The following is a 21,412-nucleotide window of genomic DNA, read 5'->3' as shown; positions in this document are numbered from 1 at the left end:
GATTGCCATTAAGCGGGCCTGTCGCTACAGTGACGGCCCGTTTTTTGTTGCCTCGCTAACGAAATCATGACGCCCCTAGAACGATATCAAGCAGATCTGAAACGTCCCGACTTCTTCCATGACGCGGCGCAGGAAACTGCGGTTCGTCACCTGCAGCGCCTGTACGACGACCTGGTGCACGCGCAGAACAACAAGCCGGGCATGTTCGGCAAGCTGTTCGGCAAAAAGGAGCAGACGCCAGTCAAGGGCCTGTACTTCTGGGGTGGGGTAGGGCGCGGCAAGACCTATCTGGTCGACACCTTCTACGAAGCGCTACCGTTCAAGCAGAAGATGCGCACGCACTTCCACCGCTTCATGAAGCGCGTCCACGAGGAAATGAAAACCCTCAAGGGCGAGAAGAACCCGCTGACCCTCATCGCCAAGCGCTTCAGCGACGAAGCCAGGGTGATCTGCTTCGACGAATTCTTCGTCTCCGACATCACCGATGCGATGATCCTCGGCACCCTGATGGAAGAGCTGTTCAAGAACGGCGTCTCGCTGGTGGCGACTTCCAACATCGTCCCTGACGGCCTGTACAAGGACGGCCTGCAGCGCGCGCGCTTCCTGCCGGCCATCGCCATGATCAAGCAGTTCACCGACGTAGTGAACGTCGACAGCGGCGTCGACTACCGTCTGCGCCACCTGGAGCAGGCCGAACTGTTCCACTTCCCGCTCAACGACGCAGCGCACCAGAGCCTGCGCGCCAGCTTCAAGGCGCTGACGCCCGAGTGCACCCAGGCCGTCGAGAATGACGTGCTGATGATCGAAAACCGCCCGATCACTGCCCTGCGCACCTGCGACGACGTCGCCTGGTTCGACTTCCGCGCCCTGTGCGACGGGCCGCGCAGCCAGAACGACTACATCGAGCTGGGCAAGATCTTCCATGCCGTGTTGCTGAGCAACGTGGAGCAGATGGGCGTCACCACCGACGACATTGCCCGCCGCTTCATCAACATGGTGGACGAGTTCTACGACCGCAACGTCAAGCTGATCATCTCGGCCGAAGTGGAGCTCAAGGACCTGTACACCGGCGGGCGCCTGAGTTTCGAGTTCCAGCGGACCTTGAGCCGCTTGCTGGAAATGCAGTCGCACGAGTTCCTTTCGCGCCCGCACAAGCCGTAAAAGGCTGGGGCTGCAAAGCAGCCCCTAGGCCTCAAGCCTCTTGCATGAACTGCTGCCGATACTGGTTCGGCGACAACTCCGTGTGCTGGCGGAACAACCGCGCAAAGAAACTCGCATCGTCATAGCCGACCTCATAACTGATGGTCTTGATGCTCTTGCGCGTGCTCGACAGCAGCCCCTTGGCCGTCTCGATGCGTAGCCGCTGCAGGTAGTGCAACGGCTTGTCGCCGGTCGCTCCCTGGAAGCGGCGCATGAAGTTGCGGATGCTCATGCCATGGTTGCGGGCCACATCCTCGAAGCGGAACTTGTCGGCGAAGTGTTCCTCCAGCCAGTGCTGGATCTGCAGGATGATCAGGTCCTGGTGCAGCTTCTGGCCGCCAAAGCCCATGCGCCCTGGGGTGTAGTTGCGCTGCACTTCGTAGAGGATGTCGCGGGCCACGGCACGCGCCACATTGGCGCCACAGAAACGCTCGATCAGGTAGATGTACAGGTCGCAGGCCGATGTGGTGCCGCCGGCGCAGTACAGATTGTCGGCGTCGGTCAGGTGCTTGTCCTGGTTCAGGCGAATCTTCGGGAAGCGCTCGGTGAAGCTGTTGAAGAAGCGCCAGTAGGTGGTCGCTTCCTTGCCGTCGAGCAGGCCGGACTCGGCCAGCCAGAACACCCCGCTGGCTTCGGCGCACAGCACGGCGCCACGGGCGTGCTGTTCGCGCAGCCAAGGCAGCACCTGTGGATAACGTTGCAGCAGGTTGTCGAAATCCTCCCAGAAGGCCGGGAGGATGATCACATCGGCATCATCGAGGCCGCCATCGACCGGCAGCTGCACATTGCTGAAGCTGTCCACCGGCTGGGCATCGGGGCTCACCAGGTGAATCTCGAACATGGGCTGCAAGCCCAGGCCCAGCTGCTTGCTGTAGCGCAAGCTGGCGAGGTGGAAGAAATCCTTGGCCTGCATCAGGGTCGAAGCGAACACCTTGTCAATGGCCAGGATGCTGACGCGCCGCAACGACGCGGAGGGTTGGGTAAACATCATTGTCATTGTTCTTATAGGGTAGAGTGGTCAATCACCGGCTGGATCGTCTTATTTTTTGGCGATTGTGTCTACCCCGTGTCACAGAAGGGCCGCGTGGCGGCCCATGCTGTTCAAGGCGCGGGATTCGGCTGCTCCTGATGGATCGCCTCGATTGCCGCGAGCAGTTCGTCGCTGAGGTTCAGCTGCTGGCTGTCGAGATTGCTCTGCAGTTGCACCAGGTCGGTTGCGCCAATGATGTTGCTGGTCACGAATGGCTGCCGGGTCACGAACGCCAGGGCCATCTGTGCCGGGTCCAGGCCGTGCGCCCGGGCCAGCTGTACATAGCGGCTGCAGGCTGCCACGGTCTGCGGGTTGGAATAGCGGGCGAAGCGGCTGAACAGGGTCAGGCGGGCTTTTTCTGGCCGGGCACCGTTCTCGTACTTGCCTGAGAGCAAGCCGAACGCCAGTGGCGAATAGGCCAGCAGGCCGCATTGTTCGCGGATCGCCACTTCCGCCAGGCCCACTTCGAAGCTGCGGTTGAGCAGGTTGTAAGGGTTCTGGATCGACACCGCCCGCGGCCAGCCGCGGCTGTCGGCCAGTTGCAGGAACTTCATGGTGCCCCACGGGGTTTCGTTGGACAGGCCGATGTGACGGATCTTGCCGGCACGCACCTGCTCGTCGAGCACCTCGAGGGTTTCTTCCAGTGGGGTGAACAGGTCGTTGGCCAGGTGCTGGTAACCCAGCTTGCCGAAGAAGTTGGTGCTGCGCTCCGGCCAGTGCAGCTGGTAGAGGTCGATGCGGTCGGTGTGCAGGCGCTTGAGGCTCTCGTCCAGCGCGGCGACGATGTGCTGGCGGTTGTGCTTGAGTTGGCCGTCGCGGATGTGGCTGATGCCGTTGCCAGGGCCGGCGACCTTGCTGGCCAATACCCAGTCATCGCGATCACCGTTGGCCCGGAACCAGTTGCCGATGATGCGCTCGGTGGCGGCATAGGTTTCCGGGCGTGGCGGCACCGGGTACATCTCGGCGGTGTCGATGAAGTTGATGCCGCTGGCCTTGGCCAGCGCAATCTGCTCGAAGGCCTCGTCCTGGGTGTTCTGCTCGCCCCAGGTCATGGTGCCCAGGCACAGGGCGCTGACGTCGAGGTCGGTACGGCCGAGCTTGCGGTATTCCATCGGGAAAACACTCCTTGGCAAAAGAAGCCCATCAAAGCAGGTTGAAATTTTTCGCGCAATCTGGATAATTCTGCCCCTCTCCGTGTGGCGGAAGTGATGCACCACCTCGCAGGAAGAACCCCGTCGAACATTGGCGTGCCCGACCCGAGCCCCCAAAAGCGTCAGCGTTCGGCTGCGCGCTTGCCCTTGGCAAGTTGTGCACTATCCAGTAAGATTCGCCGTCTATTTTTCGCTGGGCGGCCTCTGAGGCTTTAGAGAATGAAAACTTTTACTGCTAAACCGGAAACAGTAAAGCGCGAGTGGTTCGTAGTCGACGCCGCTGGCCAGACCCTGGGTCGTCTGGCTACCGAAATCGCTAGCCGTCTGCGTGGCAAACACAAACCAGAATACACCCCTCACGTTGACACCGGCGACTACATCGTCGTCATCAACGCTGAACAGGTTCGTGTGACTGGTGCCAAGTCTTCCGACAAAATGTACTACTCCCACTCCGGTTTCCCAGGCGGTATCAAGGAAATCAACTTCGAGAAGTTGATCGCCAAGGCCCCTGAGCGTGTTATCGAAACCGCGGTCAAGGGCATGCTGCCTAAGAACCCGCTGGGTCGCGACATGTACCGTAAGCTGAAAGTGTACGCGGGTGCTGCTCACCCACACACTGCTCAGCAGCCTCAAGAACTGAAGATCTAACGGGAAAGTTCATTATGTCGGCGACTCAAAATTACGGCACTGGCCGTCGCAAGACCGCAACCGCTCGCGTTTTCCTGCGTCCGGGTACTGGTAACATTTCCATCAACAACCGTTCTCTGGACGTGTTCTTCGGTCGCGAAACCGCTCGCATGGTTGTTCGCCAGCCGCTCGAGCTGACCGAAACCGTTGAGAAATTCGACATCTACGTCACCGTTTCCGGTGGTGGTGTCAGCGGTCAGGCCGGTGCGATCCGTCACGGTATCACCCGCGCCCTGATGGAATACGACGAAACCCTGCGTGGCGCTCTGCGTCGTGCTGGCTACGTCACCCGCGACGCTCGTGAAGTCGAGCGTAAGAAAGTGGGTCTGCGTAAAGCGCGTAAGCGTCCTCAGTACTCCAAGCGTTAATACCGCTTCGGCAGTCGAAAAAAGCCCGGTTCCTTGGAACCGGGCTTTTTTTTGTGCTTGAACTAACCTGTCAGCATGTCGGTGACCACTTGTCGCATAGACGCAGATCAAGCAAAGCGCGGGTTATAGCTCCTTGTGGGGGTAATCACCTTGTCACTGTGTGGATTTGTTTCTTACCATGGCGGCCAATTTTTAGCGCCACAGACACAACCTAAGTACAGGTCAGGTCCAACTGGCCAAGCAAGCTGATGGGAGAGGACTGAATGAGCAATGACGGCGTCAACGCAGGCCGGCGCCGCTTCCTCGTAGCCGCGACATCCGTGGTCGGGGCAGCGGGGGCAGTGGGGGCTGCGGTACCGTTCGTGGGGTCATGGTTCCCCAGTGCCAAGGCGAAGGCGGCCGGTGCACCGGTGAAGGTCAATATTGCCAAGGTCGAGCCAGGGCAGCAGATGGTTGCCGAGTGGCGTGGCCAGCCGGTGTTCATCGTGCGGCGAACGCAGGAGATCCTTGGCAACCTGAAGAAGATCGAGGGTGACCTCTCCGACCCTCAGTCGAAGAGCTCGGTGCAGCCGACCTATGTCGACCCCGAGGTTCGCTCGATCAAGCCGGAAATCCTCATTCTCGTGGGTCTCTGTACGCACCTGGGTTGCTCGCCGACCTTCCGCCCGGAAGTCGCGCCCGCAGACCTCGGGCCGAAGTGGGTCGGTGGCTATTTCTGCCCTTGCCACGGCTCCCACTACGACCTGGCTGGCCGTGTCTACAAGTCGCAGCCGGCGCCACTCAACCTGCCAGTACCGCCGCATTCTTATGAGTCGGACGACATTGTCGTCATCGGCGTCGACCAGGAGAAAGCATGATGAGCAAGTTCATGGACTGGATTGACGCTCGCTTCCCCGCCACCAAGATGTGGGAAGACCACCTGAGCAAGTATTACGCGCCCAAGAACTTCAATTTCCTGTATTTCTTTGGCTCGCTGGCGCTGCTGGTGCTGGTCAACCAGATCGTCACTGGCGTGTGGCTGACCATGAGTTTCACGCCCTCGGCGGAAGAGGCCTTCGCCTCGGTCGAGTACATCATGCGTGACGTCGAGTACGGCTGGATCCTGCGCTACCTGCACTCCACCGGCGCTTCGGCGTTCTTCATCGTGGTCTACCTGCACATGTTCCGCGGCCTGCTCTACGGCTCCTACCAGAAGCCCCGCGAGCTGGTGTGGCTGTTCGGCATGCTGATCTACCTGGCGCTGATGGCTGAAGCTTTCATGGGCTACCTGCTGCCGTGGGGGCAGATGTCTTACTGGGGTGCCCAGGTGATCATCTCGCTGTTCGGTGCCATTCCGGTGATCGGTGGCGATCTGACCCAATGGATCCGTGGTGACTACCTGATCTCGGGCATTACCCTGAACCGCTTCTTCGCCCTGCATGTGGTGGCCCTGCCAATCGTGATTCTCGGCCTGGTGGTGCTGCACATCCTGGCCCTGCACGAAGTGGGTTCGAACAACCCCGATGGTGTGGACATCAAGAAGAAAAAGGACGAAAACGGCATTCCGCTCGACGGTATTCCGTTCCACCCGTACTACACCGTCAAGGACATCGTGGGTGTGGTGGTGTTCCTCTTCGTGTTCTGTGCCGTGGTGTTCTTCTTCCCGGAAATGGGCGGTTACTTCCTGGAAAAACCTAACTTCGAGCAGGCGAACGCATTCAAGACGCCCGAGCATATCGCCCCGGTGTGGTACTTCACGCCGTTCTACGCGATCCTGCGAGCGGTGCCTGACAAGCTCATGGGCGTAATCGCCATGGGCGCCGCCATTGCCGTGTTGTTCGTGCTGCCCTGGCTCGACCGCAGCCCGGTGCGCTCCATGCGCTACAAGGGCTGGATCAGCAAGGTCTTCCTGCTGGTGTTCTGCATTGCCTTCGTCATCCTCGGCATCCTCGGCGTACTGGCGCCTACGCCTGGGCGTACCTTGCTGTCGCAGGTGTGCACGGTGCTGTACTTCGCCTACTTCCTGCTGATGCCGTTCTACACAAGGCTCGAGAAGACCAAACCGGTTCCGGAAAGGGTGACTGGCTGATGAAAAAGTTGATTGCAGTATTTTTGCTGGCAGTGATGCCTGCCTTTGCCTTCGCTGCCGAACATGGCCTGGAGCTGGACAAGGTCGATATCGACCTGACCGACAAGGCGGCCATGCAGGACGGTGCGCGCACCTTCGCCAACTATTGCATGGGTTGCCACAGCGCCAAGTTCCAGCGTTACGAGCGGGTTGCCGATGACCTCGGCATCCCTCATGAGTTGATGCTCGAGAAGCTGGTGTTCACCGGTGCCAAGATCGGTGACCACATGCAGATCGGCATGCAGCCCAGTGACGCCAAGACCTGGTTCGGCGCCGCGCCGCCCGACCTGACCCTGGTCGCACGGGTACGGGGTACCGACTGGCTGTACACCTACCTGCGCAGCTTCTATGAGGACCCGTCGCGCCCGTACGGGGTCAACAACAAGGTGTTCCCGAACGTCGGCATGCCTAACGTGCTGGTCGGCCTGCAGGGCAATCAGGTGGTTGGCTGCAAGCAGGTGCAGATGGTGGTCGATGGCAAGAAGCAATTCGACCCATTGACGGGTAGCCCGCTCACCCATGAAGCCTGTGACCAGCTGACCATTACGCCGAATTCCGGTACCCTGAACGCCGAGCAGTTCGACGAGAAGGTCAAGAACCTGGTGACCTTCCTGGCCTATTCGGCCAACCCGGTCAAACTGGAAAGCCAGCGCATCGGTACCTACGTGTTGCTGTACCTGGCTTTCTTCTTCGTATTTGCCTACTTGCTCAAGCGCGAATACTGGAAGGACGTGCACTGATCACGCAGTAATTTCTGGTAGTTGAACGCGCCCGCGGGGCACTGGCAAATACGCCAGTGCCCCGCGGGCGCGTTTTCATTTAGAGTTTTACAAGCATCCCCTGCGAGGAGGCGCTACATGGGCGCAACCAACCGGTTAGCCTGTTATTCCGACCCTGCTGACCATTATTCTCATCGGGTACGCCTCGTGCTCGCCGAGAAGGGCGTCAGCGTGCAGGTCATTGACGTCGACCCTGCGCGCCTGCCACCCAGGCTGGCAGAGGTGAACCCTTACGGCAGCGTGCCGACCCTGGTCGATCGTGATCTGGCGTTGTATGAGTCGACCGTGGTGATGGAATACCTCGAGGAGCGTTATCCACATCCGCCGCTGATGCCGGTGTACCCGGTGGCGCGTGGCAACAGCCGTCTGCTGATGCATCGCATTCAGCGTGACTGGTGCGCCCTCGCGGATACCATTCTCGACCCGCGCAGCGCTGAGGCGGCCCGTACCGAGGCACGCAAGGCGCTGCGCGAAAGCCTGACCGGCGTCTCGCCGCTGTTTGGCGAATTTGCCTGCTTCATGAGTGAGGAGCAAAGTCTGGTCGACTGTTGTCTATTGCCCATACTCTGGCGTTTGCCGGTAATGGGTATCGAATTACCGCGGCAGGCCAAGCCGCTGCTGGAATACATGGAGCGACAGTTCGTCCGCGAGCCTTTCCAGGCGAGCCTGTCCTCTGTTGAACGTGAAATGCGCAAGCTTTAAGGAGCCGTTGATGAACTCCAGTCGCCCCTACCTGGTTCGAGCGCTGTATGAGTGGATCGTCGACAACGATTGCACCCCCCATATGCTGGTCAATGCCGAATTCCCGGCAGTCCAGGTGCCACAAGGTTTTGCCAGTGATGGCCAGATCGTCCTGAACATTTCGCCGAGTGCCGTGCGCAACCTGCACATGGATAACGACGCGGTGAGCTTCGAGGGGCGCTTCAGTGGCGTTGCCCATTCGTTGTTCGTGCCAGCAGGTGCCATCCTGGGTATCTATGCCCGGGAGAACGGCCAGGGCATGGTCTTCGAGTTGGAGCCACCGCTGATGGATGGCGATGAGCTGGAAGACGAAGGCGTCGAGCCGGATGACGATGGCCCGCCGCAAGGCGGTGGCCAGCCACCACGCCCAAGCGGGCGACCTAGCCTGAAGGTGGTCAAGTAACAAAAAAAGGCGATCCGTAAGGGTCGCCTTTTTCTTTGCCGCGAAGCTGTGCTTACAGGTCGCTGATGGTGCGGACCTGGTCCCGGTTGATGCGGGTACGCTTGCCGTCGAGCTGCTGGAACTCGTAGAAGCCCGAGTCCTTGTCGAAGTGCGGGGCGTCGACAGCCTGGATTTCGCGGCCGTCGTTGAGGGTGATCAGGCTTGGGGTGGAGCAGCCGGCCAGGGTGGCGAAGGTGCCGAACAGCAGGGCGGGCAGCAGAAGCTTTTTCATGCGGTATTTCCTGGAAATTGAACAGCTGGGGCAAGCTGCCGCCGATGCCAGCCAGTTGCTGGTCATGGCGGCAACTGAATCAGTCGATGTACTCGTACAGCTTGACGATTTTCTGCACGCCAGACACACCCTGAACAACGGCGGTGGCGGCATTGGCTTCTTGCTGGGTTACCAGGCCGAGCAAGTAGACGATGCCGTTCTCGGTGATCACCTTGATGCGCGAGCTAGGCACGGCATTGTCGGCGAGCATCTGGGTCTTGATCTTGGTGGTCAGCCAGGCGTCGTTGTTGCGCGCGAGGATGGAGGAGGGCTGCATCACCTGCAGCTCGTTGTGCACCTTTTTCACCCGCTGGACCTGGCTGGCGGTCTGTTCAGCCAGGCTCTTGAGGTCGGCACGCGGCGTTTGCCCGGCAAGCAGGACGATACCGTTGTAGCTGCTGACGACGATGTGCGAGCTCTTGTCCAGGTCAGGGCTGGCCTTGGCAATGTTGACCGAGGCCTTGGTTTCGATCAGTGAGTCGTCGATCTTGCTGCCGATGGTACGGGTGCCACGATCATCCTCGATCGGCGAGTTGCGGGTCGAGGTCAGTACCGAGCTGCAGCCGGTGACGCTCAGGCACAGAGTCAGGGCCATCAGGCCGAGGCGTATGGGGGTCATTCTTCACTCCCGAACAGTTGGCTGTCGATCAGATCGCACAAGCAGTGGATCGCCAGCAGGTGGACTTCCTGGATACGTGCGGTGACCGTCGACGGGACGCGGATTTCCACGTCCTCAGGCAGCAGCAGTGATGCCATGCCGCCGCCATCACGTCCGGTCAATGCTACGACAATCATTTCGCGATCATGTGCGGCCTGGATCGCTTGAATCACGTTGGCAGAGTTGCCGCTGGTCGAAATCGCCAGCAGTACGTCGCCGGGTTGGCCCAGGGCGCGGATCTGCTTGGAGAAGATTTCGTTGTAGCTGTAATCGTTGGCGATCGAGGTCAGCGTCGAGCTGTCGGTGGTCAGGGCGATGGCCGGCAGGCTCGGGCGCTCACGCTCGAAGCGGTTGAGCAGCTCCGAAGAGAAGTGCTGCGCATCGCCGGCCGAGCCGCCATTGCCGCAGGCGAGCATCTTGCCCTCGTTGAGCAGCGCATTGACCATGACCAGGCTAGCCTGCTCGATGTGCGGTGCCAGGATGTCCATTGCCTGTTGCTTGGTGTCGATGCTGGCCTGAAACAGCCGGCGAATTCGGGATTGCATGTCCATCTGGTGACCTTAAGTAGGGCGGTGGCCTTTGCTACGCGCAACAAGGACCAGCCCGCGAAACATAGAGCAAAAAAAACGGAGTGGGTTCAGCATTCGAAGGCGTTTTTCAGCCATTGAAGTGGCCGGCCTGCATGGTGGCTGCCCTGCAGGGCGACAACGTCGAAGCGGCAGGGGTAATTGGCCCAGCGAGACTCCTTCTGCAGGAACAGTGTGGCGGCAAGCACCAGCCGTTTCTGCTTGCGCCCGTCAATGCTGCCGAGGGCGCCACCGAAGTCCGCGTGCAGCCGGTAGCGGACTTCGACGAATACTACTGTATCGGCGTCGAGCATGACCAGATCAAGCTCGCCGCCTTTGCATCGCCAATTGCGCGTCAGCAGTTGCAGGCCTTGCCCTTGAAGGTACTCAAGGGCTTGGGTTTCTGCCGCCTGGCCGGCGCTGCTCGGCGATGCTTCGGGCATCAGTGCGAAGTGTCTGGCAGGCGCTTGACCTGGCCACCAGAGAACTCGGCCCACGGCAGCTGGCGCTCGATGCGCTGGCTGGCGTTGATGCTCAGGCTGCCGGACAGGCCTTGCACGCGGTTGTCTGGCAGGGCCTTGAGCTGGCCCAGGCGTGGCGCCAGGCTGTAGGCGTCGACACCCATGGCGTACAGGCGGCCGAGGCTACCTGCGGCCTGTGGCCACTGCTGCACCACCTGCTGGCGCAGGCTGTTGCTGGTGTCGAGCAACCATGGGGTTTCGCAGAAGCGAATGCCGTTCATGTCGTTGTACTGGTTGACGTCACCGCTGGCGCTGTACAGGTTCGAGGTGGCGTAGACCGGTACGTCACCGGCGTACTGGAAGTTCAGGGTCGGTTTGATCTGCTGCGCCTGCTGTGGGGTCGAGGCGAGGAAGATGAAATCAATGTCCTGACGGCGCGACGGTTGTGCCGCGATGTTGCCGCCCACGGTGCTCTGCAGGCTCTGGGCACGGCCTTCGCTCTGGCGCAGCTGGAACAGGTTGGCGATCTGCTGGGCCAGGGCGACCGGCTGGGCGATGCGCTCGGCGGCGATGATGGTGCCGCCGTTGCTTTCCCAGTCCTGACGGAAGGCGGCCAGCACGCGGTCACCCCACTCGCCACTCGGTACCAGGGCTACGGCGCGGACCATGCCGTCAGCACGGGCACGGCGTGCCACTTCGCGGGCTTCGTCCTCGGCGGCGAGGCCGTACTGGAACAGCTGCGGTGGTGCTTTCTGGCCGGCGTCGGCGTAGTTCAGGGCGAGGGTGGTGATGGGCAGCTGGGTGTTGCCAGCGAGCTGCTTGACCAGCGGCTTTTCCAGCGGGCCGACCACCAGTTGCACGCCATCGGCCTGAGCCTGGCGATAGAAGGCGTCCAGCGAGCCGATACGCGAGCTGTCGTAAACCTGCACGGCAGGCGCTTGCCCGCCAGCCTGCTGGGCCTGGAAGTGCGCGGCCATGAAGCCGTCACGCAGGGCGCGGGCAACGCCGGCCAGCGGGCCTTCCTGAGGCAGCAGCAAGGCGATCTTGGTCAGCGGCTGGCTGGCCAGTTCCTTGAGCTTGGTCAGGGCCAGCGGCAGCTGCTTGGCGGCCGGGTGGTCAGGATGCTGCTTGCGCCAGGCCTCGATGGCAGCCTGTTGCTGCTCGAGGGTGCCGGCGCTTTTCACGGCCAGCGCCAGGCTGGTCCAGCCGGCGAGGATTTCGTTGTTGGCAGGCTGTTGCAGCTGCTCGGCTGGCAGCGAAGCGACCAGGGCCCAGATCGCGTCATTGTTGGCGCTGGCAGCCTGGCCGCTGAGCAGCGGGCTCAGCAGCACGCGTTGCTGGGCGGCGGCCATGGCCTGGCCGTCGGCCTCGAGGGCGGCGGCGTGAACGCTGTAGGTGCGCACCTGCTGTTGCTCCGGCAGCTCTGCGATGTGTTGCAGGCTCGGGTGGGACAGCGCGGTCAGGGCGGCCTTGGGCTGGTTGCGGCTCATGGCCAGTTCGGCGCCGAGGGTGGCGGCGAAAATCTGCTGGGCCGGCTTCAGCGTGTCCATCGGCACCTGCTCGAGGATGCGTGCGGCGCGTGGGAAGTCCTTCTGCTTGTAAGCCAGGTCGGCAGCGCTCAGGCGCAGCAAGGCAGCGTCTTCGGCGGACTTGCTGGTGGCGGCCTTCTCGAGCAGTTGCTCGATGCTGGCATCCGGGGTGCGTGGCAGTTCGCCCAGGCTGGATGAGGGCGAGCTGGCGCAGGCTGCCAGCAGGGCAGCGAGGCAGAGGGCTGTGAACAGCCGCAGGCAAGCGATCATGTAAAGGTCCTGTTACTCGATCAAGTTGGCCGGCAATTGTACCCAAGCGGCGGCCGGGGCGCGATCTGCCGTTAGCAGAACCTTCACTATAGGTGGCTTGCGCAGGCGCGCCGATGAAGTTCTTTGCGCCCTGTTACCGGCGCTCGGGCTACAATGTCGCCTTTGATCCGAAAGGCAGGGTGTGTGCAGTGACTGATGTGGCCGGGGCTTCGAAATCCACCATGGGGACGCTTTATGTGGTCGCGACCCCCATCGGCAACCTTGATGACATGAGCGCCAGGGCGCTCAAGGTGCTGGCCGGTGTTGCCCTGATCGCCGCCGAGGACACCCGGCATTCGATCCGCCTGCTGCAGCACTTCGGCATCGATACGCCGTTGGCGGCCTGCCATGAGCACAACGAGCGCGACGAGGGCGGGCGCTTCATCACCAAGTTGCTGGCGGGTGAAGATGTTGCGCTGGTCTCCGATGCCGGTACGCCGCTGATTTCCGACCCGGGTTACCACCTGGTGCGTCAGGCCCGTGCCGCAGGTGTCAGTGTGGTGCCAGTGCCTGGCGCCTGCGCCTTGATTGCCGCGCTTTCGGCGGCCGGCCTGCCTTCCGACCGCTTCATCTTCGAAGGCTTCCTGCCAGCCAAGGCTGCTGGTCGTCGGGCGCGCCTTGAGCAGGTCAAGGAAGAGCCTCGCACGCTGATCTTCTACGAGGCGCCGCACCGCATCCTGGAGTGCCTTGAAGACATGGAGCTGGTGTTCGGCGGCGAGCGCCCGGCGCTGCTGGCGCGCGAGCTGACCAAGACTTTCGAGACCCTCAAGGGCCTGCCGTTGGCTGAATTGCGTGCGTTCGTCGCCGGCGACAGCAATCAGCAGCGGGGTGAGTGCGTGGTGCTGGTTGGTGGCTGGAGTGCGCCTGAGGGCGAGGATGCGATCAGCGCAGAGGCGCAGCGTGTGCTGGACCTGTTGCTGGCCGAGTTGCCGCTGAAAAGGGCCGCAGCATTGGCGGCGGAAATCACCGGTGTGCGCAAGAACCTGCTGTATCAGGCGGCCCTGGAAAAGCAGAAAGCGCAGTAGTGGCAATTAGACATAGTTCACGGTATCACTTGTTCTTGCGCGCGCGTGCCGTTAACCTTGTCGGCGGAGAGTCGATCGGACAGTCGCTGCCGTCTTTTGTTCCGCAAAAGATGGGGGAGGAAAGTCCGGGCTCCATAGGGCAGAGTGCCAGGTAACGCCTGGGAGGCGCGAGCCTACGGAAAGTGCCACAGAAAATAACCGCCTAAGCACTTCGGTGCCGGTAAGGGTGAAAAGGTGCGGTAAGAGCGCACCGCACGGCTGGCAACAGTTCGTGGCTAGGTAAACCCCACTCGGAGCAAGACCAAATAGGGTTCCATCAGGCGTGGCCCGCGTCGGAACCGGGTAGGTTGCTAGAGGCGTCCAGTGATGGCCGTCGTAGAGGAATGACTGTCCTCGACAAAACCCGGCTTACAGATCGACTCTCCACCTTTTCCTCTCCTGCTTGAATCGACAGCAGATCCCTCTTGGTAATACCAAAAAGATCTTACTCTTAATAATTCACTTTAACTTCGAACGGCATTCGTTTGAGTCGGTTTGATTTTTCTCGTGTTTTTTCCCTCCTGGCAGTCCTTTCTCCTTCCAATGTTGCGCTAAATCTCGGTCCTGTAAGGGTTTTCCTTATGAACGTGCCTTGACGGTGCAGCGGGCGGATTCCTATAGTGTGCGCAAGTGGCAGAAAGTGGGATGAAGTGGGTTTTCTGGCACAAAAAAGCTAACATTGTGGGGAATCGCAGCCGTGTTCCGCGGAGCCAACGCCGTCAGCCTCGATGCCAAGGGCCGTCTCGCCATGCCGAGCCGGTACCGTGACGAGCTCGATTCGCGTTGCAATGGTCAGCTGATCGTGACCATCGACGCCGTTGACCCCTGCTTGTGTGTTTATCCCCTCGATGAGTGGGAACAGATTGAAGCCAAGTTGCGTGCCTTGCCGTCGTTGCGTGAGGAAAACCGCCGCCTGCAGCGTTTGCTGATCGGTAATGCGGTTGACCTGGAGCTCGATGGCAGTGGGCGTTTCCTGGTACCGCCCCGCCTGCGTGAGTACGCCAAGCTGGACAAGAAGGCGATGTTGGTGGGGCAGCTGAACAAATTCCAGCTGTGGGATGAGGATGCCTGGAACGCGGTTTCGGCAGCCGACCTTGCAGCTATCCAACAACCGGGCGCCATGCCCGACGATTTGCGTGACCTGATCCTGTGACCATAGATAGCGGCTTCAACCACATCACCGTCCTCCTCGACGAAGCTGTCGAGGCATTGGCCCTGCGCGCCGACGGTTGCTATCTGGACGGCACCTTCGGACGTGGCGGCCATAGCCGCCTGATCCTCAGCAAGCTCGGGCCGCAAGGGCGGTTGCTGGGCTTCGACAAAGATCCTCAAGCGATTGCCACCGGGCAAGCGCTGGCGGCCGAAGACGGCCGCTTTGTCATTGTGCAGCGCAGCTTTGCCGAGCTCGGCGCGGAAGTCGCCGAGCGTGGTCTGCACGGCAAGGTCAGCGGCATCCTGCTTGACCTGGGCGTGTCCTCGCCGCAGCTGGATGACCCTGAGCGCGGCTTCAGCTTCCTCAATGATGGCCCGCTGGACATGCGCATGAACCCGGATCAGGGCATCAGCGCTGCCGAGTTCATCGCCACCGCACCTGTCGAAGAAATTGCCCGTGTCTTCAAGGAATATGGCGAAGAGCGCTTTGCCGGGCGCATGGCGCGTGCCGTGGTCGAACGCCGCGAAAAGCAGCCGTTCACCCGCACCGCCGACCTGGCTGAAGTGCTCAAGGTAGCCAACCCGGCCTGGGAGAAGGGCAAGAACCCGGCGACCCGGGCCTTCCAGGGGCTGCGCATTCACGTCAACAACGAGCTGGGTGACCTCGAGGCTGGCCTTGAAGCTGCGCTCGATGCCCTGGAAATAGGCGGTCGTCTGGCGGTCATCAGCTTCCATTCGCTGGAAGACCGCATCGTCAAGCTGTTCATGCGCAAGCTGGTCAAGGGCGAGGCCGACAACCTGCCACGCAACCTGCCGGTACAGCACAAGGTCTTCGAGCCTAAGATCAAGCTGATCGGCAAGGCCCAGTTTGCCTCCGAAGCCGAACTCAAGGCCAACCCGCGGTCGCGCAGCGCCGTGATGCGGGTGGCGGAGAAGCTTCGGTGAGCCGGCTATTCGCCAAACCTCTGCCAGGCGGAAGCTTCCTGATGCTTCTGCTGTTTGTCGGTGTGCTCGTTTCGGCCATCGCCGTGTCTTACAGCGCCCACTGGAATCGCCAGTTGCTCAACACCCTGTACGGCGAGTTGAACGAGCGTGACAAGGCCCAGGCCGAGTGGGGCCGGCTGATTCTTGAGCAAAGCACCTGGACGGCCTCCAGCCGTATCGAGAGCCTGGCCTCCGAGCAGCTGAAGATGCGTGTGCCTGCGGCTGACGAAGTACGGATGGTGGCGCCATGATGAAGCTCGAAGGCGCACTCTACCCCTGGCGCTTCCGGGTAGTGATCGGCTTGCTCGCGCTGATGGTTGGCGCCATCTGCTGGCGCATCATCGACCTGCAGGTGGTTGACCGTGACTTCCTCAAAGGCCAGGGCGATGCCCGCAGCTTGCGTCACATTCCCATTCCTGCGCACCGTGGCCTGATCACCGACCGTAACGGCGAGCCGCTCGCGGTCAGTACCCCGGTCACCACCTTGTGGGCCAACCCCAAGGAGATGCAGGTCGCCAAGGATCGCTGGCCGCAGTTGGCCGCAGCCCTTGGGCAGAACGCCCAGCAACTGACCGAGCGCCTGACCCAGCAGGCCAGCAAAGAGTTCATCTACCTGGTCCGCGGCCTGACCCCGGAGCAGGGCCAGCACGTGCTCGACCTGAAAGTACCGGGCGTGTATGGCCTGGAAGAATTCCGCCGCTTCTACCCGGCCGGCGACGTGACCGCACACATGGTTGGCTTCACCGACCTCGACGACCACGGTCGTGAAGGTGTGGAGCTGGCCTACGATGAATGGCTGGCCGGCGTGCCCGGCAAGCGGCAAGTGATCAAGGACCGGCGCGGCCGCCTGATCAAGGACATCCAGGTCACCAAGAACGCCAAGGCCGGCAAGACCTTGGCGTTGTCGATCGACCTGCGCCTGCAATACCTGGCCACCCGCGAACTGCGCAACGCCATCGCCGAACAGGACGCCAAGGCCGGCAGCCTGGTGATCATGGACGTCAAGACCGGTGAAGTCCTGGCCATGGTCAACCAGCCGACCTACAACCCCAACAACCGCCGCAGCATGTTCCCGGCTGCCATGCGCAACCGGGCAATCATCGACGTGTTCGAGCCAGGCTCGACGGTCAAGCCGATCTCGATGAGCGCGGCGCTGCAGAGCGGCCGCTGGAAGCCGACCGACAAGGTCGAGGTGTACCCGGGCAGCCTGCAGATCGGCCGTTACACCATCAAGGACGTATCCAAGAGCGAGGGCCCGATCCTCGACCTGACCGGCATCCTGATCAACTCCTCCAACGTCGGCATGAGCAAGATCGCCTTCGATATCGGCGGCGAGGCCATCTACCGGGTCATGTCCCAGGTCGGCCTGGGCCAGTACACCGGCCTCGGCTTCCCGGGCGAGCGCGTCGGCAACCTGCCTAACCACCGCGAGTGGCGCAAGGCTGAAACCGCGACCCTGTCCTACGGCTACGGTGTGTCGGTTACTGCCCTGCAGCTGGTGCATGCCTACGCCGCGCTGGCCAACGACGGCAAGATGGTGCCGCTGTCGATCCTCAAGGTCGACAAGGCGCCGGAAGCGGTGCAGGCCATTCCGAAGGAAACCGCCGAAACCATCCAGGGCATGCTGCAGCAGGTGATCGAAGCACCACGCGGTGTATTCCGTGCCCAGGTGCCGTTCTATCACGTGGCCGGCAAGTCCGGTACCGCACGTAAAGCCACCGTCGGCTCCAAGGGGTACACCGAAAACGCCTACCGCTCGCTGTTCGCCGGCTTCGGCCCGATGAGTGACCCGCGCTACGCCATCGTCGTGGTCATCGACGAGCCGGGCAAGGGCGGCTATTTCGGCGGCCTGGTATCGGCCCCGGTATTCAGCAAGGTCATGTCGGGCACCCTGCGCCTGATGAACGTGCCGCCAGACAACCTGCCGCCGCCAACTGATCCGCAGCAGGCCAGTGCAGTACCCGCCAAGGGAGGGCGTGGATGATGACAATGCCATTGAGCAAGCTTTTCGCCCACGCCAGCCGTGATCCGCTGATCCGTGAACTGACCCTGGACAGCCGTCAGGTGCGCCAGGGCGACCTGTTCCTGGCCGTGCCAGGTGCCAAGGTTGATGGCCGTGAGCACATTGCCGATGCGCTGTCTCGTGGTGCTGCGGCCGTGGCCTATGAAGAGCAGGGCGTCAACGTCCTGCCGCTCACCGACGTGCCGCTGATTCCGGTGAAGGGCCTGATCGGCCAGCTGTCGCAGATTGCCGGGCGCTTCTATGGCGAGCCTAGCCGCCAGCTGAGCCTGGTGGGCGTCACCGGCACCAACGGCAAGACCAGCGTCACTCAACTGGTGGCCCAGGCGCTCGATGCGCTGGGCCAGCGCTGTGGCTTGATCGGCACCCTGGGCACCGGCTTCTATGGCGAGCTGCAGAGCGGCCGCCTGACCACGCCCGATCCGATCGCCGTGCAGTCGACCCTCAACGACCTCCAGAAAGCCGGCGCCAAGGCCGTGGCCATGGAGGTTTCCTCCCATGCCCTGGAGCAGGGCCGGGTCGCCGCGCTGGAATTCGACATCGCGGTCATGACCAACCTGTCCCGCGACCATCTGGATTACCACGGCAGCATGGAGGCTTACGAGGCCGCCAAAGCCAAGCTGTTCGCCTGGTCGAGCCTGCGTTGCCAGGTGGTCAACCTGGATGACGACTTCGGTCGTCGCCTGGCCGAAGACTTTGCCCGTCGCCCGAGTGTCGACCATATCGAAACCCGGCTGCTCAGCTATAGCCTGGAGAACCCTGACGCTTCGCTGTTCTGCCGTGAAGCGCATTTTGATGATGATGGCGTGCGCGCCATTCTCGTCACCGCCCAGGGTGAACGCACCCTGCGCAGCCAGCTGCTCGGCCGCTTCAACCTGAGCAACATGCTTGCGGCGGTAGCCACGCTGTTGGCACTGGACTACTCGCTGGATGAGATCCTCAAGGTCGCCCCGCACCTGCAAGGGCCGGTCGGCCGCATGCAGCGCCTGGGTGGTGGTGACAAGCCGCTGGTGGTGGTCGATTACGCCCACACCCCCGACGCCCTGGAAAAAGTCCTCGAGGCCCTGCGTCCGCATGCGCACGGCAAGCTGCTGTGCCTGTTCGGCTGCGGTGGTGACCGTGATCGCGGCAAGCGCCCGCTGATGGCCGAAGTGGCCGAGCGCCTGGCCGACCGCGTGCTGGTCACCGACGACAACCCGCGTACTGAAGACCCGCTGCGCATCTTCGACGACATTCGCCCTGGTTTCGCCAAGCCTGCCGACGTCGAGTTCGTCGCTGGCCGTGGTGAAGCCATTGCTCACCTGATTGCCACCGCTGCCGCCGATGACGTGATCGTCCTGGCCGGCAAGGGGCACGAGGACTACCAGGAGATCAATGGCGAGCGCCATGCCTTCTCCGACCTGATCGAAGCCGACAAGGCACTTGCAGCCTGGGAGGCGCCACATGCTTAAGCCCATGAACCTCAGCCAGCTGACCGGCGCCTTGAATGCGCGCCTGGTCAACGCCGACGCCAGCTTCACCGGTGTCAGCATCGACAGCCGCAGCGTTGCTGCCGGTCAGCTGTTCGTTGCCCTGAGCGGGCCGCGCTTCGATGGCCATGACTACCTCGCCGACGTGCAAGCCAAAGGCGCCGTCGCTGCACTGGTCGAGCGCGAAATTACCGATGTTGATCTGCCGCAGCTGCTGGTCGCCGACTGCCGCGTAGCACTCGGCCAGCTCGGTGCGCTGAACCGCGCAGCCTTCGACAAGCCAGTCGTCGCCATCACCGGTTCCAGCGGCAAGACCACGGTCAAGGAGATGCTCGCCAGCATCTTGCGCACCCGCGGCCTGGTGCATGCCACCCGCGGCAACCTGAACAACGACCTCGGCGCCCCGTTGACCCTGCTGGAGATCGCTCCGGAGCACAGCGCCGCCGTGATCGAACTGGGTGCTTCGCGCATCGGTGAAATCCGCTACACCGTCGGCCTGACCCAGCCGCAGGTGGTGATCATCAACAACGCCGGTACTGCCCACGTTGGCGAGTTCGGCGGCCCCGAGAAGATCGTCGAAGCCAAGGGCGAGATCCTCGAGGGCTTGGGCGAGGGCGGTATCGCCATTCTCAACCTGGACGACAAAGCCTTCGCCATCTGGAAGGCCCGTGCCGGTGCGCACAAGGTAATCAGCTTCGCTCGTGGCAACGATCAGGCTGATTTTTACGCCAGCGACATCGGTCGCGATGCCCGTGGCTGCCCGTCGTTCAAACTGCATGGCGCGGGTGAAACGGTAGACGTGCAACTCAATGTGCTCGGCGAACACAACGTCAGCAACGCCCTGGCCGCTGCCGCCGCTGCCCATGCCGTTGGTCTGAGCCTGAGTGGCATCGCCGCCGGCCTTAACGCCGTGCAGCCGGTCAAGGGCCGTACCGTGGCGCAAATCGCCCCGAGCGGTGTGCGGGTAATCGACGATACCTACAACGCAAATCCCACCTCGATGTGCGCGGCCATTGATATACTCCGCGCCTTTTCCGGGCGCACCGTTCTGGTGCTGGGGGATATCGGCGAACTGGGTCAGTGGGCGGAAGAAGGCCACCGGCAGGTGGGTGAGTACGCACGCGGCAAGGTTGACGCCGTGTATGCAGTGGGTTCCAACATGATTCATGCGGTCAAGGCGTTTGGCGCCAATGGCCGTCATTTCGCTACTCAAGCTGAGCTGATCGACGCCGTTCGCGGCGAGACTGCCAGCGAAACCACTATCTTGATCAAGGGCTCGCGCAGCGCTGCGATGGAAAACGTCGTGGCTGCACTGTGCGGTGCCAGCGGGGAGAAACATTAATGCTGCTGCTGTTGGCCGAGTATCTGCAACAGTTCCACAAGGGCTTCGCGGTCTTCCAGTACCTGTCCCTGCGCGGGATTCTTGGCGTACTGACCGCGTTGTCGCTGGCGCTGTGGCTGGGGCCGTGGATGATCCGTACCCTGCAGATCCGTCAGATCGGTCAGGCCGTGCGTAACGACGGCCCGCAATCGCACCTGTCCAAATCCGGCACCCCGACCATGGGTGGCGCACTGATCCTGTCCGCCATCGGCGTCAGCACCCTGCTGTGGGCCGACCTGTCCAACCGCTATGTCTGGACCGTGCTGATCGTCACCCTGCTGTTCGGTGCCATCGGCTGGGTCGACGACTACCGCAAGGTGATCGAAAAGAACTCGCGTGGCCTGCCGAGCCGCTGGAAGTACTTCTGGCAGTCGGTGTTCGGCCTGGGCGCGGCGGTGTTCCTGTACATGACCGCACCGACCACTGTCGAGACCACCCTGATCGTGCCGTTCCTCAAGGATGTCACCATTCCGCTGGGTATCGGCTTCGTCGTGCTGACCTATTTCGTCATCGTCGGCTCCAGCAACGCGGTCAACCTGACCGACGGCCTCGATGGCCTGGCGATCATGCCAACCGTGATGGTCGGTGGTGCGCTGGGCATCTTCTGCTACCTGTCGGGTAACGTGAAGTTCGCCGAATACCTGCTGATCCCGTACGTGCCGGGTTCGGGCGAGTTGATCGTGTTCTGCGGCGCGCTGATCGGTGCCGGCCTGGGCTTCCTGTGGTTCAACACCTATCCGGCCCAGGTGTTCATGGGTGACGTCGGCGCACTGGCGCTGGGCGCTGCATTGGGCACCATCGCCGTGATCGTGCGCCAGGAAATCGTGCTGTTCATCATGGGCGGCATCTTCGTGATGGAAACCCTGTCGGTGGTGATTCAGGTCGCCTCGTTCAAGCTCACCGGCAAGCGCGTGTTCCGCATGGCGCCGATTCACCACCACTTTGAACTCAAGGGCTGGCCTGAGCCGCGCGTGATCGTCCGATTCTGGATCATCACCGTGATTCTGGTGCTGATCGGCCTGGCAACCCTGAAACTGAGGTAG

23 protein-coding genes and 1 other RNA gene are annotated in these 21,412 nt (G+C 62.0%); 17 read left to right on the top strand and 7 right to left on the bottom strand.

Translation table 11 applies throughout. The annotated features are described in order from the left end of the window. Nucleotides 1-66: 66 nt before the first annotated feature. The gene (zapE, locus tag ABE528_RS16560) at nt 67-1,161 is read left to right on the top strand and encodes a cell division protein ZapE (protein WP_152954805.1); all 1,095 of its coding nucleotides are present in this window, start codon (nt 67-69) and stop codon (nt 1,159-1,161) included. Between the two features lie 31 nt (nt 1,162-1,192). On the opposite strand, the gene ABE528_RS16555 is transcribed toward zapE, so the two are convergent. Together ABE528_RS16555 and ABE528_RS16550 are read right to left on the bottom strand one after the other, a co-directional pair. Then, entirely contained in the window at nt 1,193-2,113 is a 921-nt protein-coding gene (locus ABE528_RS16555; protein WP_178120030.1) for a GlxA family transcriptional regulator, read from the bottom strand. Between the two features lie 188 nt (nt 2,114-2,301). After that, nucleotides 2,302-3,342, bottom strand: a complete 1,041-nt coding sequence (locus ABE528_RS16550) for an NADP(H)-dependent aldo-keto reductase (RefSeq protein ID WP_346653520.1) — start codon at nt 3,340-3,342, stop codon at nt 2,302-2,304. Between the two features lie 258 nt (nt 3,343-3,600). On the opposite strand from ABE528_RS16550, the gene rplM reads away from it, so the two are divergent. The 7 genes from rplM (at nt 3,601) to ABE528_RS16515 (ending at nt 8,466) form a co-directional block, all read left to right on the top strand. Continuing rightward, a complete protein-coding gene (gene rplM / locus ABE528_RS16545; RefSeq protein ID WP_003260798.1) occupies nt 3,601-4,029 on the top strand; it encodes a 50S ribosomal protein L13 in 429 nt (142 codons plus the stop codon). Nucleotides 4,030-4,043: 14 nt separating this feature from the next. Continuing rightward, the gene (rpsI, locus tag ABE528_RS16540; protein ID WP_003260797.1) at nt 4,044-4,436 is read left to right on the top strand and encodes a 30S ribosomal protein S9; all 393 of its coding nucleotides are present in this window, start codon (nt 4,044-4,046) and stop codon (nt 4,434-4,436) included. Nucleotides 4,437-4,699: 263 nt separating this feature from the next. Continuing rightward, nucleotides 4,700-5,293, top strand: coding sequence for a ubiquinol-cytochrome c reductase iron-sulfur subunit (petA, locus tag ABE528_RS16535; protein ID WP_016395498.1), 594 nt, complete (start codon nt 4,700-4,702; stop codon nt 5,291-5,293). After that, a complete protein-coding gene (locus ABE528_RS16530) occupies nt 5,293-6,504 on the top strand; it encodes a cytochrome bc complex cytochrome b subunit (RefSeq protein WP_016395499.1) in 1,212 nt (403 codons plus the stop codon). Before petA ends, ABE528_RS16530 begins: the two co-directional genes overlap by 1 nt. Continuing rightward, entirely contained in the window at nt 6,504-7,283 is a 780-nt protein-coding gene (locus ABE528_RS16525; RefSeq protein ID WP_152954801.1) for a cytochrome c1, read from the top strand. Before ABE528_RS16530 ends, ABE528_RS16525 begins: the two co-directional genes overlap by 1 nt. Before the next feature lie 117 nt (nt 7,284-7,400). Next, entirely contained in the window at nt 7,401-8,024 is a 624-nt protein-coding gene (locus ABE528_RS16520) for a glutathione S-transferase N-terminal domain-containing protein (RefSeq protein ID WP_152954799.1), read from the top strand. 10 nt (nt 8,025-8,034) lie between these two features. Next, entirely contained in the window at nt 8,035-8,466 is a 432-nt protein-coding gene (locus ABE528_RS16515) for a ClpXP protease specificity-enhancing factor (protein WP_152954797.1), read from the top strand. Nucleotides 8,467-8,518: 52 nt separating this feature from the next. Here the strand turns inward: ABE528_RS16515 and ABE528_RS16510 are convergent, their stop codons facing one another. From ABE528_RS16510 to ABE528_RS16490, 5 genes are all read right to left on the bottom strand, one after another. Further along, nucleotides 8,519-8,737 carry a YgdI/YgdR family lipoprotein gene (locus ABE528_RS16510; RefSeq protein WP_103449214.1) on the bottom strand — a complete coding sequence of 73 codons (219 nt, stop codon included), beginning with the start codon at nt 8,735-8,737 and terminating at the stop codon, nt 8,519-8,521. 79 nt (nt 8,738-8,816) lie between these two features. Next, nucleotides 8,817-9,395 carry a BON domain-containing protein gene (locus ABE528_RS16505; protein WP_152954795.1) on the bottom strand — a complete coding sequence of 193 codons (579 nt, stop codon included), beginning with the start codon at nt 9,393-9,395 and terminating at the stop codon, nt 8,817-8,819. Further along, complete coding sequence (locus ABE528_RS16500; protein WP_008097558.1) at nt 9,392-9,985, bottom strand: phosphoheptose isomerase; 594 nt, start codon at nt 9,983-9,985, stop codon at nt 9,392-9,394. The genes ABE528_RS16505 and ABE528_RS16500 overlap by 4 nt, the downstream gene beginning before the upstream one ends. 86 nt (nt 9,986-10,071) lie before the next feature. Next, complete coding sequence (locus ABE528_RS16495; RefSeq protein WP_110635776.1) at nt 10,072-10,443, bottom strand: YraN family protein; 372 nt, start codon at nt 10,441-10,443, stop codon at nt 10,072-10,074. Next, entirely contained in the window at nt 10,443-12,260 is a 1,818-nt protein-coding gene (locus ABE528_RS16490; protein ID WP_152954793.1) for a penicillin-binding protein activator, read from the bottom strand. Before ABE528_RS16490 ends, ABE528_RS16495 begins: the two co-directional genes overlap by 1 nt. A 221-nt stretch (nt 12,261-12,481) precedes the next feature. On the opposite strand from ABE528_RS16490, the gene rsmI reads away from it, so the two are divergent. From rsmI to mraY, 9 genes are all read left to right on the top strand, one after another. Then, the gene (rsmI, locus tag ABE528_RS16485) at nt 12,482-13,324 is read left to right on the top strand and encodes a 16S rRNA (cytidine(1402)-2'-O)-methyltransferase (protein ID WP_346653536.1); all 843 of its coding nucleotides are present in this window, start codon (nt 12,482-12,484) and stop codon (nt 13,322-13,324) included. 67 nt (nt 13,325-13,391) lie between these two features. Next, an RNA gene (gene rnpB / locus ABE528_RS16480) (RNase P RNA component class A) lies at nt 13,392-13,751 on the top strand. Between the two features lie 309 nt (nt 13,752-14,060). Further along, on the top strand, nt 14,061-14,516 hold the full coding sequence (mraZ, locus tag ABE528_RS16475; protein ID WP_011535546.1) for a division/cell wall cluster transcriptional repressor MraZ: 456 nt from the start codon (nt 14,061-14,063) through the stop codon (nt 14,514-14,516). Between the two features lie 2 nt (nt 14,517-14,518). Further along, nucleotides 14,519-15,460, top strand: a complete 942-nt coding sequence (gene rsmH / locus ABE528_RS16470) for a 16S rRNA (cytosine(1402)-N(4))-methyltransferase RsmH (RefSeq protein WP_346653535.1) — start codon at nt 14,519-14,521, stop codon at nt 15,458-15,460. Next, entirely contained in the window at nt 15,457-15,750 is a 294-nt protein-coding gene (ftsL, locus tag ABE528_RS16465; RefSeq protein WP_261941472.1) for a cell division protein FtsL, read from the top strand. Before rsmH ends, ftsL begins: the two co-directional genes overlap by 4 nt. After that, complete coding sequence (locus ABE528_RS16460) at nt 15,750-17,483, top strand: penicillin-binding protein 2 (protein WP_178120029.1); 1,734 nt, start codon at nt 15,750-15,752, stop codon at nt 17,481-17,483. The genes ftsL and ABE528_RS16460 overlap by 1 nt, the downstream gene beginning before the upstream one ends. Continuing rightward, nucleotides 17,483-18,970 carry a UDP-N-acetylmuramoyl-L-alanyl-D-glutamate--2,6-diaminopimelate ligase gene (locus ABE528_RS16455; RefSeq protein WP_346653519.1) on the top strand — a complete coding sequence of 496 codons (1,488 nt, stop codon included), beginning with the start codon at nt 17,483-17,485 and terminating at the stop codon, nt 18,968-18,970. The genes ABE528_RS16460 and ABE528_RS16455 overlap by 1 nt, the downstream gene beginning before the upstream one ends. After that, complete coding sequence (murF, locus tag ABE528_RS16450; RefSeq protein WP_346653518.1) at nt 18,963-20,330, top strand: UDP-N-acetylmuramoyl-tripeptide--D-alanyl-D-alanine ligase; 1,368 nt, start codon at nt 18,963-18,965, stop codon at nt 20,328-20,330. Before ABE528_RS16455 ends, murF begins: the two co-directional genes overlap by 8 nt. After that, nucleotides 20,330-21,412, top strand: coding sequence for a phospho-N-acetylmuramoyl-pentapeptide-transferase (gene mraY / locus ABE528_RS16445; protein WP_054884625.1), 1,083 nt, complete (start codon nt 20,330-20,332; stop codon nt 21,410-21,412). The genes murF and mraY overlap by 1 nt, the downstream gene beginning before the upstream one ends.

This window comes from Pseudomonas sp. TWI628, from assembly GCF_039673865.1.
Taxonomy (GTDB): Bacteria; Pseudomonadota; Gammaproteobacteria; order Pseudomonadales; family Pseudomonadaceae; genus Aquipseudomonas.
This window is presented reverse-complemented; position numbering and strand designations above follow the sequence as displayed.